This window comes from Nonomuraea sp. NPDC050022 (assembly GCF_044460705.1).
Lineage (GTDB): Bacteria > Actinomycetota > Actinomycetes > Streptosporangiales > Streptosporangiaceae > Nonomuraea.
On record NZ_JBITKE010000014.1, the window covers coordinates 291289 to 307070 of the forward strand.

15 protein-coding genes are annotated in these 15782 nt (G+C 70.9%); 8 read left to right on the forward strand and 7 right to left on the reverse strand.

The window, feature by feature from the left end; translation table 11 throughout:
* Positions 1-6: 6 nt before the first annotated feature.
* Together ACIBO2_RS47050 and manD are read right to left on the reverse strand one after the other, a co-directional pair.
* The gene (locus ACIBO2_RS47050) at positions 7-1563 is read right to left on the reverse strand and encodes a mannitol dehydrogenase family protein (protein WP_397304385.1); all 1557 of its coding nucleotides are present in this window, start codon (positions 1561-1563) and stop codon (positions 7-9) included.
* Positions 1560-2768, reverse strand: coding sequence for a D-mannonate dehydratase ManD (manD, locus tag ACIBO2_RS47055; protein WP_358537935.1), 1209 nt, complete (start codon positions 2766-2768; stop codon positions 1560-1562). The genes ACIBO2_RS47050 and manD overlap by 4 nt, the downstream gene beginning before the upstream one ends.
* 115 nt (positions 2769-2883) lie before the next feature.
* On the opposite strand from manD, the gene ACIBO2_RS47060 reads away from it, so the two are divergent.
* The 6 genes from ACIBO2_RS47060 to ACIBO2_RS47085 all read left to right on the forward strand — a co-directional run bounded on the left by ACIBO2_RS47060 (position 2884) and on the right by ACIBO2_RS47085 (position 7922).
* Positions 2884-3594: a GntR family transcriptional regulator gene (locus tag ACIBO2_RS47060; protein WP_358537938.1), complete on the forward strand. Its 711-nt coding sequence runs from the start codon at positions 2884-2886 to the stop codon at positions 3592-3594.
* A 50-nt stretch (positions 3595-3644) separates the two neighbouring features.
* Entirely contained in the window at positions 3645-4616 is a 972-nt protein-coding gene (locus ACIBO2_RS47065) for a MerR family transcriptional regulator (RefSeq protein WP_397304386.1), read from the forward strand.
* Between the two features lie 17 nt (positions 4617-4633).
* Positions 4634-6022, forward strand: coding sequence for an amino acid permease (locus ACIBO2_RS47070; protein WP_358537943.1), 1389 nt, complete (start codon positions 4634-4636; stop codon positions 6020-6022).
* A gap of 93 nt (positions 6023-6115) precedes the next feature.
* The gene (locus tag ACIBO2_RS47075; protein WP_358537945.1) at positions 6116-6916 is read left to right on the forward strand and encodes a PAS domain S-box protein; all 801 of its coding nucleotides are present in this window, start codon (positions 6116-6118) and stop codon (positions 6914-6916) included.
* Entirely contained in the window at positions 6900-7367 is a 468-nt protein-coding gene (locus ACIBO2_RS47080; RefSeq protein WP_358537947.1) for a hypothetical protein, read from the forward strand. Before ACIBO2_RS47075 ends, ACIBO2_RS47080 begins: the two co-directional genes overlap by 17 nt.
* Positions 7368-7436: 69 nt before the next feature.
* A complete protein-coding gene (locus ACIBO2_RS47085) occupies positions 7437-7922 on the forward strand; it encodes a DinB family protein (RefSeq protein ID WP_358537949.1) in 486 nt (161 codons plus the stop codon).
* Between the two features lie 11 nt (positions 7923-7933).
* Here ACIBO2_RS47085 and ACIBO2_RS47090 read toward each other — a convergent pair whose 3' ends face one another.
* Genes ACIBO2_RS47090 through ACIBO2_RS47100 form a run of 3 tightly spaced genes read right to left on the reverse strand, consistent with a single transcriptional unit; the run spans position 7934 to position 10426 of the window.
* Positions 7934-9247 (reverse strand): hypothetical protein, encoded by a 1314-nt coding sequence (locus ACIBO2_RS47090; protein ID WP_397304387.1) that lies wholly within the window; start codon positions 9245-9247, stop codon positions 7934-7936.
* Positions 9244-9909: an ABC transporter ATP-binding protein gene (locus ACIBO2_RS47095; RefSeq protein WP_358537953.1), complete on the reverse strand. Its 666-nt coding sequence runs from the start codon at positions 9907-9909 to the stop codon at positions 9244-9246. Before ACIBO2_RS47095 ends, ACIBO2_RS47090 begins: the two co-directional genes overlap by 4 nt.
* The gene (locus tag ACIBO2_RS47100; protein ID WP_358537955.1) at positions 9902-10426 is read right to left on the reverse strand and encodes a PadR family transcriptional regulator; all 525 of its coding nucleotides are present in this window, start codon (positions 10424-10426) and stop codon (positions 9902-9904) included. The genes ACIBO2_RS47095 and ACIBO2_RS47100 overlap by 8 nt, the downstream gene beginning before the upstream one ends.
* Positions 10427-10465: 39 nt before the next feature.
* On the opposite strand from ACIBO2_RS47100, the gene ACIBO2_RS47105 reads away from it, so the two are divergent.
* Together ACIBO2_RS47105 and ACIBO2_RS47110 are read left to right on the forward strand one after the other, a co-directional pair.
* Positions 10466-11461, forward strand: a complete 996-nt coding sequence (locus ACIBO2_RS47105) for a phosphotransferase enzyme family protein (RefSeq protein WP_397304388.1) — start codon at positions 10466-10468, stop codon at positions 11459-11461.
* Positions 11462-11565: 104 nt separating this feature from the next.
* Positions 11566-14247 (forward strand): hypothetical protein, encoded by a 2682-nt coding sequence (locus tag ACIBO2_RS47110; protein WP_397304389.1) that lies wholly within the window; start codon positions 11566-11568, stop codon positions 14245-14247.
* Here ACIBO2_RS47110 and ACIBO2_RS47115 read toward each other — a convergent pair.
* Entirely contained in the window at positions 14244-14900 is a 657-nt protein-coding gene (locus ACIBO2_RS47115) for a nucleoside/nucleotide kinase family protein (RefSeq protein WP_358537961.1), read from the reverse strand. The two genes, ACIBO2_RS47110 and ACIBO2_RS47115, sit on opposite strands and share 4 nt — an antisense overlap.
* Positions 14897-15772, reverse strand: coding sequence for a sugar phosphate isomerase/epimerase (locus ACIBO2_RS47120; RefSeq protein ID WP_358537963.1), 876 nt, complete (start codon positions 15770-15772; stop codon positions 14897-14899). The genes ACIBO2_RS47115 and ACIBO2_RS47120 overlap by 4 nt, the downstream gene beginning before the upstream one ends.
* Between the last annotated feature and the right edge of the window lie 10 nt (positions 15773-15782).

A 15782-nucleotide genomic window follows, 5' to 3' on the forward strand; every position in this document is an offset into this window, starting at 1 on the left:
TCCGGGTCAGATTTCGACGTGCCCGGCCCGCAGGGCGGGCAGTCGGGCGGCGGTGCCGGCGATGAGCGCGCCGTCACCGGCCAGGTCCGCCGCGCCGAGCACGTGAAGCAGGCGGCGGATGGTGTCTTCTTGGTCGGCCGCCTCATGCCAGCAGGCCGCCAGCTGTGCGGCGGCCGGGTCCGTCGTGCCGAACAACTGGCCGGTGGGATCTGGCGCGCCGAACGGTCGTCCGGTGGGATCTGGCGCGCCGAACGGTCGTCCGGTGGGATCTGTCGCGCCGGACGGCCGGCCGTCGTCGGCGGGGCGGGTGGCGTTCGCCCAGGCGGCGAGTGCCAGTTCGAGCGCCGGGGTGCCGGCGCGTTCGGCGCGCAGCGAGCGCAGGGCGCCGAACCAGCGTTCCGGGATCTTCCGGGAGCCGTCGGAGCCGATCTGCCGGAGCAGATGCCGAATTTTGCGGTTACGGAACCGTTTGACCAGGTCATCAGTGTAGGTGACCGGGTCGGGACCGCCCTCGGGCAGCGTCGGCGCGACTTCGGCGCTCAGCGCCCGGACCAGCCGCTCACCCCAGCCGGTCTCCAGGACGTCGGCGATCGTCGCGCAGCCGGCCGCCGCGCCGAGATAGGCCAGGGCCGAGTGCGACCCGTTGAGCAACCGCAGCTTGGTGAGCTGGTACGGCACGACGTCGGGGACGAACAGGGCGCCGTCGAGCTCCCATGGCGGCCGGGGCCCGGCGAAGGAGTCCTCCAGGACCCACTGCCGGTACGGCTCGCCGACCACCGGCACCTCGTCCCACACGCCGAGCGCGGCGCGGGCCGCCTCCCGGTCCGCGTCGGTCGTCGCCGGCACGATGCGGTCGACGATCGTCGCGGGGAAGGCCACCGACGTCGCCATCCAGTCGAGGACGGCCCGCCGGTCCGGCCACGACGAGGCTTCGACGAAGCCGCGTACCACCGTGCCGAGCGCGGCGCCGTTGGCGGCCATGTTGTCGCAGGACACGACGCTGATCGGGGCGCCGCCGGCGCGCATCCGCGCCGCGAGCCCCACGGCGAGCCGGCCGACGACCGTGGTGATGTCCGCGGTCCGCGCCGCCGCGAGGTCCGCCGCGATCTCCGGGGCGCCGGTGTCGAGCCCGTCGGCTCCGGGGCGGCGGTAGTGGCCGGCCTCGGTGATCGTCAGGGTCGCCACCGTGACGCCGGGATCGGCGAGCAGCTCGTCGACCCGCTCGGCGTCCTGGCGCATCCCCAAGGCGCCGACGATGGACCCGATCGCGCGGGTGGTGGTGGCCGCGGGGTGGTGCTCGGCCACCGAGTACAGGCAGTCCTGTACGCGCATCGCCTTGACCACTCGCGTCGAGCGTGGGGCCACGGCGACGATCCCCCACGGCTCGCCGCTACGGGCCGCCGCGCTCTCGGTGTAGACCGCCTGGTGGGCCCGGTGGAAGGCGCCGAGGCCGAAGTGGACGACCTTCGGGCGCAGTTCCCGGGGATCGACGGCCGGGCGCAGGTCCGGCGCGATCCGGTCGAGCGTGGCGAGGCTCAGCGAGGGCAGGATCGAGGTCTTCACCAGTCATGCACCGAGCCGTCGAGGCGCCGCGCGACGGGCAGGTAGCGAGCCTCATAGGGGAAGCGCGCGGCCTCCTTCTCGTCGTACTCGACACCGAGACCGGGCTCCTCCGACGGGTTGAGCATGCCGTCGGCCAGCGTCACCCCGCTGCGGAAGACCTCCGCGGCCTCGTCGGGGTGGCCCATGTACTCCTGGATGCCGAAGTTCGGCACCGAGAGGTCGATGTGCACCGCGGCGGCCAGGGTGATCGGTGAGAGGTCCGTCGCCCCGTGGGAGCCGGTTCTGACCTGGTAGAGCGCGGCCAGGTCGAAGATCCGGCGCAGGTGCGTGATCCCGCCGGCGTGGACGACGGTGGTGCGCACATAGTCGATGAGCTGCTCGGTGATCAGGTGCTGGACGTCCCAGATCGAGGTCAGCGTCTCGCCGACCGCGATCGGCGTCGTCGTGTGCTGACGGATGAGCCGGAACGACTCCTGGTTCTCGGCCGGTGTCGGGTCCTCCATCCAGAACAGCCGGCAGTCCTCCACCCGCTTGCCGAAGCGGGCCGCCTCGATCGGCGTGAGCCGGTGGTGGATGTCGTGCAGGAGGTGGAAGCCGAAGCCGAAGCGCTCGCGTACGGCTTCGAGGTAGGTCGGCGCGAACCCGAGATAGGCCTCGGTGTCCCAGGGCTGCTCGTCGGGCAGCGAGCTCGCGGCCGGCTCGTACACCTTGCCCTTGCGGATCCCGTAGGTGCCGCCGACGTCCGGGACGGCGGCCTGGGCGCGGACGGCCTTGTAACCGAGATCGAGGAACCGCTCGACGTCGTCGAGCAGGGAGGGGACGTCCATGCCGCTGGCGTGCGAGTAGACCATGACGCCGTCACGGGAGCGCCCGCCGAGCAGCTGGTAGACCGGTAGACCGGCGACCTTGCCCTTGATGTCCCACAGGGCCGTGTCCACGGCGGAGATGGCCGTCATCGTGACGGGGCCGCGGCGCCAGTACGCGCCACGGTAGAGGTACTGCCACATGTCCTCGATCCGCGCCGGATCCTTGCCGATCAGCAGCGGTACGAGGTGCTCCTGCAGGTAGCTCGCGACGGCCAGTTCGCGACCGTTCAGCGTGGCGTCGCCGAGACCTGTCACACCGTCCGAGGTCGTGATGCGCAAGGTGACGAAGGTCCGCCCCGGGGAGGCCACGAACACCTCGGCGCGCTCGATCTTGCTCACAGGTCCACTCCTTCGGACGATCTCCGACGTTCTGTAGTCGAGCAGTACTGATATACAAGCATCTGTCGCACAGATGCGCAATACTAGTTGTGCGATGACCGGGTAGGCTGGGCGTGTGGCCGGATCGAATCAGCGGCGGACCAGTCGTCGCACTGTTTACGAGGCCCTGCGCCGCAAGGTCCTGACCCTTGAGCTCCCGCCGGGGACGGCCCTGTCCGAGAACGAGCTCGCGGCCGCGCTCAAGGTGAGTCGCACGCCGGTCCGGGAGAGCCTGATCCTGCTGTCGGAAGAGGGCCTGGTCCAGATCTTTCCCCAGGTCGGCTCGTTCGTCTCCCGTGTCGACCCGGCCCGGGTGGCCGACGCGCAGTTCCTGCGTGAGGCCGTGGAGCTGGCCTCACTCGACGACCTGCCCGCCGAGCTCGACCCCGGCCTGATCGAGGAGCTGCGGCAGAACCTCAGGGACCAGCAGCGGCCCGACCTCGACATCGAGGGGTTCTTCGCCCTCGACGAGGCCTTCCACCAGGGCCTGCTGCGGCTGAGCGGGCACGGCAGCGCCTGGACGACCGTGGCCTCGGCCAAGGGGCATCTGGACCGCGCGCGCCGGCTCGGCCTCCATGTGACCTCCCCGACGAGTTTCGCCGCCCAGCACGTCGAGATCCTCGACGCGGTGGTCCGCGGCGACGTGGTGCTGGCCCGCTCGGCCATGCGCACCCACCTGAGGGCGGTCTTCAACGACGTCGAGCGCATCCGGGAGCACTCGCCGGAGCTGTTCGCCACGGACTCCGGCTCGGCTCCGGTCCGCCGCAACGTCGTCGTCTGGGAGTAACGGGAGGTGCGCTTGAGTCTCCACTAAGGGGAGGCACGAGGGTGGAAGGCATGGACGGCGACACGCTCTACTCGATCGGCGAACTGGCGCGGCGGACCGGCCTGACGGTCAAGGCCATCCGGTTCTACTCCGACCGCGGGATCGTGCCGCCGACCGGCCGAAGCCCGGCCGGCTACCGCCGCTACGACGTCGACGCCCTCGCCCGTCTCGAACTGGTGCGGACGCTGCGCGACCTGGGGCTGGACCTGCCCACGATCCGGAAGGTCGTGGACCGGGAGGTCTCGCTCGCCGAGGTCGCCGCGGCGCACGCCGACGCGCTGGCGGTGCAGATCCGCACGTTGCGGCTGCGGCGCGCGGTGCTGACGGCGGTGGCCAGGCGCGGGTCCACACCTGAGGAGACGGATCTCATGCACAAGCTGGCCAAGCTCTCCGAGGACGAACGCCGCCGACTGATCGGCGACTTCCTCGACACCGCCTTCGGCGGCCTGGACGCCCACCCCGAGTTCACCGGGATCAGGCACTCGATGACCCCCGAACTGCCCGACAATCCCGAGCCCGAGCAGGTCGAGGCGTGGGTGGAGCTCGCCGAGCTGTCCCAGGACCCGGACTTCCGGTCCGTCATGCGGCACATGGTCGAACAGCTCGCGGCCGAACGGGCCCAGGGCGACACCACGGTCCTGCGCCGCGGCTCCGCCGCGATGGTCCGCGACGCGGCGGGCCCGGCCCTGGCGGCCGGCATCGACCCGGCCTCGCCCCGGGCCGAGGCGGTCGTGGCGGCGGTCACGGCTCGATACGCGCACGTCTTCGACTGTCCCGACGACGCCGATCTCCGGCGCAGCCTGCTGGTACGGCTGGAGAACGCGAACGACCCTCGCCGGGAGCGCTACCTGCGGCTGCTCGCGGTGATCAACGGCTGGTCCGCCCCGGAGAGCCTGGCGCCGGTGCTCGACTGGTTCATCCGCGCCCTGCGGGCCAGCGGTACGCATAGTGCCAGTTCAGAGGGGAAAGAGGGACGCATGTAGCCATTGATGGGGGCGTCATGGTCTCTTCGCAAGGTGTCTTCAGGCGCAAACCGGTGGAGCAGATCGCCACCGAGCACGAGGGGGAGCTGTCCAGGTCACTCGGCCTGTGGCAGCTCACCGCCATCGGGGTGGGCGGCATCATCGGCGCGGGGATCTTCGCCCTGGCCGGCGCGGTCGCCAACCAGACGGCGGGGCCGGCCGTGCTGGTGTCCTTCCTCATCGCGGGGGTGGCCAGCGCCGCCGCCGCGTTCTCCTACGCCGAGTTCGCGGGCATGATCCCGAAGTCGGGTTCCGCCTACACCTACGGGTACGCGGTCCTGGGCGAGATCGTCGGCTGGTTCATCGGCTGGGACCTGCTGCTGGAGTACACCGCCATCGTCGCGGTCGTGGCCATCGGTATCTCGGGCTACTTCGGCTTCCTCGTCCAGCAACTCGGCTTCACGCTGCCCGCCTGGATGCTCGGCGCGCCCGGCACCGGCCCCGGGCACGTGGTGGACCTGTTCGCGGTCCTGTTGTGCCTGCTCATCGCGTACCTGCTGAACCTCGGCATCCGCGCCGCCGCCAGGTTCGAGACGTGGGTGGTGGCCATCAAGGTCGCCGTCGTGGTGCTGGTGATCGTGGTCGGCTTCTTCTACATCAAGCCCGCCAACTACACTCCGTTCTTCCCGTTCGGGGTCAGCGGCGCGATCACCGGGGCCGCGACCGTGTTCTTCGCGGTGTTCGGCTATGACGCGATGAGCACCGCGGCCGAGGAGTCGCGGGACGCCCGGCGGCACATGCCGAAAGCGATCATCTACTCGCTCACCATCTCGATGATCCTCTATGTGCTGGCCACGCTCGTGCTCACCGGCATGCAGAACTACCGCGACATCGACCCGGAGAGCGGCTTCGCCACGGCGTTCGCCTCCGTCGGGCTGTCCGGGCTGGCCTCGCTGATCGCGGCCGGCGCCGTGGTGGGCATCCTCACGGTCATGTTCACCTTCATGCTCGGTGTCACCCGGGTCTGGTTCTCGATGAGCCGTGACGGGCTGCTGCCGCAGTGGTTCGCCAAGCTGCACCCGGTACGGCGGGTGCCCACCCGGGTCACGTGGATCGTGGGGGTCGCGTCGGGAGTGATCGCCGGGTTCCTGCCCATCCGGGAGGCCGCCGAGCTGACCAACATCGGGATCCTGCTGGCGTTCGTGGTCGTGTGCGTGGCGGTGATCGTGCTCCGCTATCGGCAGCCCGAGCTGCACCGCACGTTCCGCACGCCGGGCATGCCGGTGGTGCCGGCCCTCGGCGCGCTCTTCTCGATCTGGCTGATCACGTTCCTGGACCCGCTGACGTGGCTGCGGTTCGCCGTCTGGTTCGTGCTGGGGCTGATCATCTACTTCAGCTACAGCCGCCGGCACTCTCAGCTGGCCTGACGCTCCCTGGATCAGATGCGCGAGGGGTGAGGCCGCGCGGGTGGCGTGTGGATAACCTCTCGATCGCTAACTATGTGCATTAGCCTAACCACCGTGAGTAACAGAGCCGCTGCCGGCACCCCCCTCTTTCGCCGTACGATCGCCCGCGTTCTGCGTCGCATCGGGCGGCGCGGCGCCTCCCTGGCGTTCATCGGTCTGCTGAGCATGGCCATCGCCGCGTCCCTCGCGTTCGTGCCGGCCGACCAGCGGGTCGCCCCCGGATACGCCATGCTGGCCTCCATCGCCCCCTTGACCGTCTGGGCGCTGGTCTGGTGCGCCACCGGCGCTCTGTGCCTGGTGCAGATGTTCATGCGCTCGGACCGGGTGGCCTTCGCCGCCGCCACCGCGCTGCTCATGATGTACGGCCTGGTCTACCTGCTTTCGACCTTCACCGGCGTCAACCCGAGGGGGTGGGTCGGCGGCGCGGTCTGGCTGGCCTTCGGCGGCTGGATCGCGCTGATCGCCACCTGGCCCGAGGCCGTCGTGGTGAGCCGCTTCCCGGGCGGCCGGGCCGACTCGGCGGCCGTCATCGTCGCCGACGGCGCCGGAGTCATCCAGTCGTGGAATCCCCAGGCCGCGACCCTGTTCGGCTGGACCATCGACGAGGCGGTCGGACGGTCGCTGACCATCCTGATGCCGCCGCGATTCCGCGGCCAGCACGCCGCCGGCCTGGCCCGGGTGGGCTCCACCGGCCGCTCCGAGCTGGCCGGGCGGGACATCCCGCTGGTCGGCCTGCACCGCGACGGCAGTGAATTCGCCATCGCCCTGACCGTCAACGCCTGGCACAGCGATGACGGCGTCACCTATACCGGCGTGGTGCGGCCAGTCGGAGGCGGCAGTGTCCAGCCTGAGTAACATCCTCATCCAGCTCTCCGTCGGCATCGTCCCGCTCGGCGTGGCGTACCTCGCCTTCCGCTCGGCCACCGACGCCAACAAGAAGACGCAGCAGACGGCGCTGATGCAGGCCGAACGCCACGCCGAGCTCGAACGCTCCAAGGTGGACGCCGACGCTTTCGTCCGCGCCAAAACGATCTACGAAGACGCGTTGACCCAGATGGAGAAGCAGGTGGCCCGCTTGCAGGGCCAAGCCGCCCAGGTCAGCGCCGACCTGGTCAGTGAGCAGACCGGCGCGGCCGCGATGCGCGAGCAGATCAGCCAGTTCCAGGCCCAGATCCGCGCCCTCGAACGTACCGTGATCGCGCTGCGCGCCCAGCTCATCGCGGCCGGACTCTCTCCCGTGGCCGTCTCCGAGACCACCGGCCCGTTCATGATCGGACATCCGCCGCGCCCCCGAACGGCGGAATGAGGCGGTCTGTCGTCACTTCGCGGGCGGTCGCTAAGATCGGCGCCACTTCGAACGGTGGAGGAACCGATCATGACCAAGGAGACGGAGACGCTCCTCGCGTCCCTGAACAGCCAGCGTGAGCATGTGCTCGGGATCCTGGACGGCCTTCCGGCGGAGGCGCTGCGGCGGCCGGTGCTGCCGTCGGGGTGGACATGCCTGGGGCTCGTCCGCCACCTCGCCCTCGACGTCGAGCGGTTCTGGTTCCGCGCCGTCGTGGCCGGCGAATCGGTCGAGCTCGAAAGCGGGGACGCCGCCTGGCAGGTCGCCCCCGACGAGCCGGTCGAGACCGTGCTGGGCTTGTACCGGCGGGAGATCGAGCTGGCGAACGCCGTCATCGCCGCCACCCCTCTCGACGCCGGAGCGGCCTGGTGGCCCGACGAGCTCTTCGGTGACCGGCCGCCCCGGGATCTGTTCACGGTCATCCTGCATGTGATCACCGAGACGGCGTGTCATGCCGGTCATCTCGACGCGGCACGTGAACTGACCGACGGCCGAACCTGGCTCGTCCTGACGTAGCGCCCTGCCCGTCACTCGGTACGGAGTTCCTCCGGGTGCAGGGTGCGGCGGAGGAGGGGGCGGGCGGCTCTGGCCACCAGGACTGCTGTCACTACGCCGATCAGCACCATGAGGATCAGGCGGGTCGCCACCCAGATGAGCGCTTCCGGCTGTTCCTGGTAGCCGTGCGCGCCGGTGGAGATCAGGACGACGCCCACCCCGGTGAGGGCGGCGACCAGGCACACCGGGATCGACGTGGTGAGCGCCTGACGGATGAGGACCCGGCCCAAAGCGGCCACGGGCGTGCCGGCGTCGGCCAGGGCCGCGAATGACCGTCGATGATCCAGCAGCGCCTCCGCCTGGTGCACGACGAGGGCGGCGGCCGAGGTGGCCAGCGCTACCAGCAGAGCGAGGTCTATCAGCAGATAGACCGTCGACCAGGAAGAAGAGACGTCACCATAGGCGAAGATGCTCCCCTGTTGGGCGCCCTCGGCGGCGCCGAAGAACACGGTCAGTCCCACCACTGACAGCGCGCGGGCCCAGCCCCGTGGGTCGGCTTCCACAAGCCGGGCCGCGAGCAGGGTCTCGGCCGTCCGTGCGCGCCGCCCCACCCATCGTGCGGCTGCCCTGATCAGCCATGCGGTGGCGAGGACCAGGCCGAACAGCAGGAGCACCATGCCGATGACCATGATCAACGCCGCGCCGTACGCCCCGCCCAGCGGGAAGTGGCCCTTGCCGGTCAGCCCGGCGGCGAGCGCCCCCACGCCCGCCGCGACGAGCACCAGGTCGAGCACCCTCGGGCCGGTCGGCTGCGCCCGCCGGACCACGCCCAGCGGAGAGGACACCACGTGCCGTCCCGCCTTCAGTCCTGAGTACGTGCCGCTGAAGGTCACTACGGCGAGGATCGCCGGCATCAGGAGGGGGCGGTTCAGCGGCAGCGGCCACGACAGTGCCAGGTCGATCACCAGGTACACCGCGATGCCGATCAGCCCGCCCAGCGCCGCCCGCCACCCGCTCTCGTAGGCCCCGAGCAGGCCCACGTGGCGCGGCGTGGCCCCGGCCAGCCGGAGGGCGGCCAGCCGTCGTTCCCTGGTGGCGCCGGCCAGGCGGCTCACCTGGTAGAGGAAGGCCATCGCCGGGAGGATCAGCAGGGCCAGCCCCAGCGCGGTGAGGGCGCGCCCGTCGTCGCTGAGGAAGGCGTCGACGCGGGCGTCCCACGCCTGGAGCAGGCTCACCGCCACGCAGAACAGGAAGGTCGCGAGCGCCGCCCCCGTGGTCATGAGGCGCCCCCGAATCCGTTCGCGTCGCGACCCGCCCATGGCGAGCATGCGCATCACGGCGATCACGCGGCCACCTCCGCCGCGAGTTCGCCGTCGCGCAACACGAGCTCCCGGTCGGCGTAGGCGGCCACCCGGTTGTCGTGGGTGACGATCACCAGGGTGATGCCGTCGGCGCGGGCCGTACGGGTGAGCTCGTCCATCAGCTGTTCGCCGGCCAGCGAGTCGAGCGCGCCGGTCGGCTCGTCGGCGAAGACCACGCGTGGGCCGGTGACCAGCGCGCGGGCCATGGCGACGCGCTGTATCTGGCCGCCGGACAGGGTGCCGGGCCGCTGGTCGCCGCAGCCGGCCGCGTTCAGGCGCTCCAGCCAGGAGCGGGCGGTGTTCAGCGACTCCTGGCGGCCGTGCCGGTCGAACAGCAGCGGCAGCGCCACGTTCTCCGTCGCGGTCAGCTCGGGCACCAATTGGCCGAACTGGAAGACGACGCCGAAGCTCTGCCTGCGCAGGTTCGTACGGTCGTTCTCGCCGAGCGTGTCGATCCGCTTGCCGTCGAACAGGACCTCGCCCGACTCCGGGCGGATGATCCCGGCCAGGCAGTGCAGCAGCGTGGACTTGCCCGAGCCGCTCGGCCCGGTGATCGCCACGATCTCGCCCGCGCCGATCTCCAGCGAAACCCCGTCTAAGGCGACGGTCGAGGCGAACGTCTTGCGCAGCGCGCGCGCTTCAAGCATGGGAGTCCTCCTTCAGATCGGCCAGCCGTCGCATGGCCGTCTCGATCCAGCGCAGGTCGGCGTCGAGGTGCTGGAGCGCGTAGTCGGCGGCCAGCGCCTGGGCGGGTGAGCCCGCCGAGCGCTCCGCGGTGAGCTCGCGCATCCGCGCCAGATGCGCGGCCCGCTGCCGGGACAGGTAGCCGTCGGCGGCGCCGTTGGCCACGGACGCCACCACCACACGCGACAGCAGCGCGCTGGACAGGTGCGGCGCGGGCGCCTCCACCCCGTCCAGCCACCGGGTGAGCTCGGCGATCCCTTCGCCGGTGATGGCGTACACCGTGCGTTCCGGGCCGCCGTCCTGCACCGTCTCCGCGACCTCGGCGAACCCGTCACGCTGCAGGCGCTGCAGCGTCGCGTACACCTGGCCGTAGGCGAGCGGTTTGGCGCCGGGCAGGCGCCGGTCGTGCTCGCGTTTGAGTTCGTATCCGTGTTTCGGGCGCTCCACGAGCAGCCCGAGCAGCACATGTCCGGTCGACATGGCGAGCACTATACATTGAATGAATAGTGAAGCGCGATCATGGTCGATAACCTGGCGGGCATGAAGGACCGGCCGGCGGGAGTCGACGAGCGGGCGTTGCGGGATGCCCTGGAGAAGTGGGGGATCGGGGCCGTCTCACTGGAGTACGCGCCGGTCGGGTTCGGGGATTACCACTGGATCGCGGCTGACGCGGATGGACCGCGATGGTTCGTCACGGTCGCGGACCTGACGCAGAAAGACCAGGCCGGGGACGGGGAGAGCGCGCTGCGCCGGGCCATGGACACCGCCGTCGCCCTGCGTGCGCAGGGTCTCGACTTCGTCGTCGCGCCTTTGGCGGCCGTCGGGGGTGAGACGCTTCAGCTGCTCGGGCCCCGGCACGCGGTGAGTGTCTTTCCGCTGGTCAGCGGGCGTCCTGGGGAGTTCGGCGACCGTCTGGCGGCCAGTGAGCGCCGGAGGACTGTGGAGATGCTCGCCGAGTTGCACCGTACGCCGCCGCCGCCGTCGACTCCCGTCCGGCCGTTGCGCATCCCGATGCGGGGCCGGCTGGAGGAGGCCATCGAGGCGTTGGGCGGGGTCTGGCGGGGTGGGCCGTACGCGGAGCCCGCCCGCGCTCTGGTGGCCGACTCCGCCGGGCGGTTGCGGGAGCGGCTGACGGAGTTCGATCGGCGGGTCGATGAGGCGAGCGGCGCGGACCTCGTGGTGACCCACGGGGAGCCGCATCCCGGCAACGTGGTGATGGTCGAAGGCAGCCCGGTGCTGGTGGATTGGGACACGGTGGGGCTGGCGCCGCCCGAGCGGGATCTGTGGCTGGTCGCCGACGGGCCGGATGACCTGGCGCGTTACGCGGAGCTCACCGGGCGGCGGCCCGACCCGGAGGTCATGGAGCTCTTCCGCCTGCGCTGGGCCATCGAGGACGTGGCCCTCTATGTCGAGGATCTGCGTTCGCCCCATGAGCTGAGCGCCGACACCCGGGAGGCGTGGGAGGCCCTCACCGAGACCGTGCGTGAGCTGACAACTCCGGCGTCAAAGAGCTGACATCTTCCTGCAAGGTACGGAAAACCTCGGCATAGTAGGAGAGATCTTGGTGTGCCGGAGAAAGAAGAGGATCCCGAGGGCTGAGTTCCATGTGGCTTGACGGGATGGAGATCCCCGGGTGGCTGCGGCCGTGGGTCGGCTGGGTGGTGGGCTCGGACTGGCCGCAGGCCGACGAGCGGGCGCTGTTCCGGATGGCCGACGCGTTGGTGCGGGCCGCGCGGCGGATCGTGGCCACGGCCGACGGGTCGGGACAGTGGCTGACCGGCGGGGTGCGGGGGGAGTGGGACGGCGACGCGCTCAAGGCGTTCGTGAAACGGGTGGGTGAGGTCCTCGGGGGGCGGCAGGCCGATCTGGTGGAACAGCTGGTCACCATGGCCATCGGGCTGAACGACCTGGGTGTGCAGGTGCAGTACACCAAACGGATGATCAAGCTGACCGTGCTGCTGTTCGTGGTGCAGATGTTGTGGCTGACATGGGCGCTGCTGCATCCCGCCGGTCGGCTGACGGTGCGGGGACTGTTCAAGGCGCGGGCGCAGGTGGCGCGGTGGACGGTCCGGCAGTTCGGGCAGCGTCTGGCGGTCAACGTGGCCTGCTTCGGGCTCCTGATGGGCGCTATGGACTTGTACGTGCAGGGGACCCAGTCGCGGCGCGACGCCATCGACTGGAAGCAGGTCGGCACGTCGGCGGGGATGGGGGCGCTGAACGGCGGGTTGCTCACGGGGCTGGCGTGGGCGCTCCCGACGCGGTCGTTGTGGATGTTGATGGGGCACACGGGGGTGGCGTCCGCGGGTGCGACGGTGGCGGGTGCGTTGCTGAGCGGCCAGCCGATCAGCTTGAAGGTGGTGGCCGAGGCGTTCACCTCGGGTGTGGTCAGCGTCGCGGACGGCCATCTGGCGAGCTGGAGTCCGCACGGTCCCCGCGGCGACGGTGGCGGGGCGGCCCGGCCCGATGCTGATCGGCCGGCCCCCGTCGGGGGAGAGGATCCCAGGCCGCAGGAGCCGGTGCCCGCACCTGAGGGGCCCGGACCGCACGGGGCGCGGGGTGCGGACGCGCCGCGCACCGACCTCGCCCAGGTACGGGAGGGCGCCCACGGCCGCAGCATCGACCAGCTGATCAACCGGGGCGGAGACGCTCTGGTGCACCACTTCGGCCGGAACAGCGATGAACCGAACGCTCAGCACCGCGCCGGACGGGAAACCGAGACGGCGGGCACCGTCTACCGGAGGATCGACTTCCCGGTCAGTGACATGCGGCCGGGCGCCGAGTTCACGCTGCCCGACACGGTGCTCAACACGCGGTCCTACACCGCCGATCACCTCGCCCCCACGGAGGTCGTCACCTTCTCCAGAACGGGCAGGGACCTCGGCGACGGTCAGGTGGGGCAGGCGCCGGGCACCAAGATGCGGGTCCTCGGCGCGCACGAGGGCGCCTACATCGCGCCGGACGGCCAGGCCGGGACCAGGGTCTACCTGGTCGAGGTCGGGCAAGACCCGTTACCCGTACAGCCGGCGCCGCACCTCCAACCCCGGCACGCGGAGATGATCGGCCGCTTCAGGCAGGAGGTCGCGGCGGGCGTGTGGTACCGCGACCCGGGTTCCATGTCGATGCCCACCGCCGACCCGCGGCTGCTGTCGCCCACCTCCGGCATCATCGACGTCGGCGTCGCCGCGGACGGCACCCACTTCCTCATCGGCGAGCATCGCCTGACCGCCGGCGATCTCGGCACCATGCTCGTGCACGACCCCCGGCTGGTCGACGCGCCCGACGCGGCCCTGCGGGTGCTCGGCTGCGAGACCGCCACCAACCTCGGCCTGCTGCAGGAGCTGGCCGACACCACCGGCCGCGAGGTGATCGCGGGCGACAGGTACGTCTACATCGGCGCCGACCGGCAGGCGCACACCGCCAACATCCAGGGCTACACGGCGGACGGCCGCCCGATGTTCCCCCACCGGGGTGACGGTGCCTGGCACATCGCCGTGCCGGAGGCCAGGGTCGAACGGCCGGCGGTGGCCGCCGAGGTGAGGCCGCCGAGGGCGGGCGTACCGGCGGCTCCCGAGTCGCTGCGCGCGGCGATCGACGCGGAGGAGGCGACCTACGTCCCCATCCGAGGGGGATCGGATGGGAAAGTCGACATCATCACGCTGGACGACGTGCCGCAGGCCATCAGGAAGGAGATGCACGGCAGGGCGGAGCGCCCGGCGCGCATCGAGGTGGTGGTCTCCCAGGTGGGGCAGGCGATCGGGGCCAACGTGGCCCGCGCCATGCTGGACCCCTACGCCAAGGGCGCCGTGCTCGCCGACTTCATCGACGCCTCGGGCGCCCACGAGGTGGCCCACATCCTGTCCGGCTTCAAGAGCAGGCGGGACGCGATCCTCATCGGCCTGCTCGACGTGCTGACGGCGAACTCCGACCGGGCCGCCCGCAACCTGATGCTGACCGACGACGGCCGGTTCTTCGCCATCGACCACGCGCGCTCGTTCGACGGCGACCGGATCACCATGCACCGGGACCAGCCGTTCGCCTCGAACTTCATCGGGCGGCGGCCCGACGGCCTGTTCGGCTGGGTCGACAACCCGCTCACCAGGCAGGATGTCGATCTCATCACCGAACGCCTGCAGGCGCTGCGGCCCGAGTTCGAACGGCACGGCCTGCGCCCCGAGTACGAGGTCATGATGGGCCGCCTCTACCAGGTGGCGGACCACGCGACAGGGCAGACCCCGCTCATCGCCGTCGACGACGTCCCGGCCGACGCCGACCGGCTCGAGCACCACTTCGGCCGGGACTAGGCCTTCAGCGTGCGGAGAGTCGGGTCGGAGATCACCAGGTCGGCATGCGGGCGGGTGCCGTTGACCAGGGTCGCGTTGCGCTGGTCGGTGCCCATCACCCAGGCCACGGCCGCGTCGTGCTCCTTGCCGAATTGCTCGTGGCGGGCGACGAGCCGCCGCACGCGCTCCTCCTCGTCGAGATCGCAGTACCAGACCTCGTCGAGCTCGGGCCGGACCCGGGCCCAGTCGCCGTCGTGGAGCAGCAGGTAGTTGCCCTCGGTGACGATGAGGCGGGCGGTGCGCGGGACCGGGATGCTGCCCGCGATCGGCTGTTCCAGGTCGCGTTCGAAAGCGGGGGCGTAGATCACGTCGTCCTCGTCCTGGCGCAGGCGGCGCAGCAGCGCGGCGTACCCGGCGGCGTCGAAGGTGTCGGGGGCGCCCTTGCGATCGCGCCGGCCGAGCCGCTCCAGCTCCACGTCGGCGAGGTGGAAGCCGTCCATCGGCACGTGCGCCACCCAGTCGAGCGCGGGCCGGTCCTGCCGCAGCAACTGGACCAGGTTCTCGGCGAGCGTGGACTTGCCGGCTCCGGGGCTGCCCGTGATGCCCAGGACCGCGCGGTGGCCGTCGCGTACGAGGGAGCGGGCTCGGGCCGCCAGATCGTGGAGGGTCATCATCGAGCCTGGCTCGCGTGGAGCTGGCCGGTGATGAAGCCGTGGGCGTGACGGGCCAGGTCCTCGCCGTCGGACCACAGGTTGCGCCAGATGGCCAGGTCGTTCGACAGCCCGCGCATCACCACGGCCGAGGAGAAGGACTCGAAGGTGATCGGTCCCCGGTAGCCGATGTCGGCCAGCGCGTGGAAGAACGAGGTGAAGTCCAGGTGGCCGGAGCCGAGGTAGCCCCGGTGGTTCTCGCCGATGTGGACGTAGCCGAGCCGGTCGCCGACGTCGTGCACCGGGCGTACGAGATCGTCCTCTTCGATGTTCATGTGGTAAGTGTCGAGGTGAATGAGGACATTGTCCTCCCCGATGTCGTCGGCGAGCCACAGCGCGTCTCGCGCGGTGTTGATGACGTTGGTCTCGTAGCGGTTGCAGATCTCCAGGCCGAGCGTCATGCCGCGGCCCCGCGCCTCCTGCGCCAGGCCACGCAGCACCGTCACCACGTTGCGGCGTCCGGCGTCGGTGAGCGGGCGGTCGTACTTGCCCAGGGCGCTGTAGAGGGCGCCGGTGAAGTGGGTGCCGCCGAGCTCGTGGGTGACGATGAGCGAGTCGTACAGCAGCTTCTCGCCACGCGCGACCACGTCGGCGTCGTCGCTGGAGACGTCGGCGTCGAAGGCGAGGCCGCGCGAGCAGGCCACGCCGAGGCCCGCCGACCGCAGGGCGTCGCGGGCGGCCGCGACGTCGAGGTTGGCGGAGTCGTGCAGGGACAGTTCGAGCAGGTCGAACCCGGTCTCCTTCGTCTTGCGGATCGCGTGCTCCACCGACGCGGGCGTGGTGTCACCGACCCAGACGAGGGCGTGCACGCCGATGGGGTTGGTCGTGGTGGTCATTGTGGTGCTT